This window comes from Streptococcus sp. 544, from assembly GCF_013277385.1.
GTDB lineage: Bacteria > Bacillota > Bacilli > Lactobacillales > Streptococcaceae > Streptococcus > Streptococcus mitis_BA.
On record NZ_VMMU01000040.1, the window covers coordinates 1 to 1,543 of the forward strand.

Here is a 1,543-nt window from a genome sequence, read left to right on the forward strand (position 1 = left end):
TTTGTTGTAATGACGGTTACAGCATTTGTTAGTGCTATTTTTGTATACATCCTCAAGGTAATACCTCAAACATATAAATTTAACCGTACGGGATTCCATACGGTTAGAGTATAAGAAAACCGCCTCGATTTCGATGCGGTTAATTTTTATAGTTTGATTTCTTCAATTTTTGCACGCTGTTCCAGAGTTGAAAGGTAATCCCACATAACCGAACGTTGTCTCTTTAACAAATCGATAGGACATCTAGGTTCAAACTCGAGTTGCCCTTTTTCGTATCGACCAATCATCATGTCTAACTTCTGAAATCGTTCTTTCAATTCGTAGTATTCTTTTTTAAAGCGTTCTTTCCAATCTTCCATATCTTTGCTCCTTTCTAAGCATAAGAAAAGCACTTAGATTTCTCTAGGTGCTTGTTGATAGATATTCTTCATATTCTTTACGTGCATAGTCAGGCATCTTTCTCTTTGCTCTGACAATAAATTCATCAAGTGGAGTGTCATTGGTTGACCTACTAAAATTATAGAAATTATTACTGAAACGATAAATCCATCTTTTAGAACGCTCACTTGTAAAAACTGGTGGATAATCTTTAGAAAAATCCTCCAATATCTGTGGATGGTATTTCTCCAAGAATCCTTGACTAAAGAAAATTGCAACTCCTAAAAAAGCAGCTTGTTCATCTGTCGCATTCTTCAATGGTTCAAACAAGATATATTCTAAATACTTTGCTTTCAATCCACTACCTCCACTTCAATAATCCTTCGTTTAGTGTCAAAAGCCATCTCTTGCACCGTTTCAGATAGAACCTTAAACCTTGTATTTGGTTTAATTATGAACTCTTTCTCATTGGTATGACTACTCAATTCACTGACATACGCACCAACAGATTGCCCTTTTTTGATGAGTATATTCAATTGAATTTCAACATCTCCGCCTCCAAAATCCTCTATAACAGATTTATCAAGACTAGTACTCATCAATCCTTTATCAATCACCAGTGTTTTACCAACAGCATTTTCTAAAAAAATATCTTCTGATTGATTAAACAATCGATAAGTTTTAAATGTTTTTTCTGTTTTATATGTTGAGATAGCTGAAACAACCTGCTCGGCTTTCCTCTCAATATCATTATACCATTTTCTAGTCTCGTCACTTAATTTTTGTGAGTTTCCACCAGTGATTTTATCAAGAAATTCTTGTTTCCCTTCTCTCAATACATGGTTGTAGTCCTTGTACATCGCTGTTGTGTATTCATGGATAGAGTCCACTTCATAACCAGATAGATTTTTCAACCACTTCTGATAAGATTTTTGTTTCTTAAAGAAGTCGTCTATTTCATTTGGTTTATCAGCTACAAAAACCTTGTCAGCCACTTCTGGATTAGATGCCTTGACTCCCCTAAGAACTGCTTCCCCTTCACGCTCCCATCCTGCAAAGATTTCGTCCAGAGAACGTTGCTCAGTGGCTAGTTTTACTGAGCCGTCGTTTTGCAAGATATCAAAGTAAGGACTAGGTTTATCGGACTTGACTGCAGGTCTGATAG

At 35.8% G+C, this 1,543-nt stretch carries 3 protein-coding genes; all 3 read right to left on the reverse strand.

All coding sequences use genetic code 11. The features are described from left to right. Nucleotides 1–146 precede the first annotated feature (146 nt). Nucleotides 147–359: a hypothetical protein gene (locus tag HT728_RS10460; RefSeq protein WP_173235128.1), complete on the reverse strand. Its 213-nt coding sequence runs from the start codon at nt 357–359 to the stop codon at nt 147–149. Nucleotides 360–402: 43 nt separating this feature from the next. After that, nucleotides 403–735, reverse strand: coding sequence for a hypothetical protein (locus HT728_RS10465; protein ID WP_173235129.1), 333 nt, complete (start codon nt 733–735; stop codon nt 403–405). Continuing rightward, nucleotides 732–1,543, reverse strand: an 812-nt coding sequence (locus tag HT728_RS10470) for an ADP-ribosyltransferase (protein WP_240149015.1), incomplete at its 5' end; no start/stop codon positions are given. The genes HT728_RS10470 and HT728_RS10465, both read right to left, overlap by 4 nt.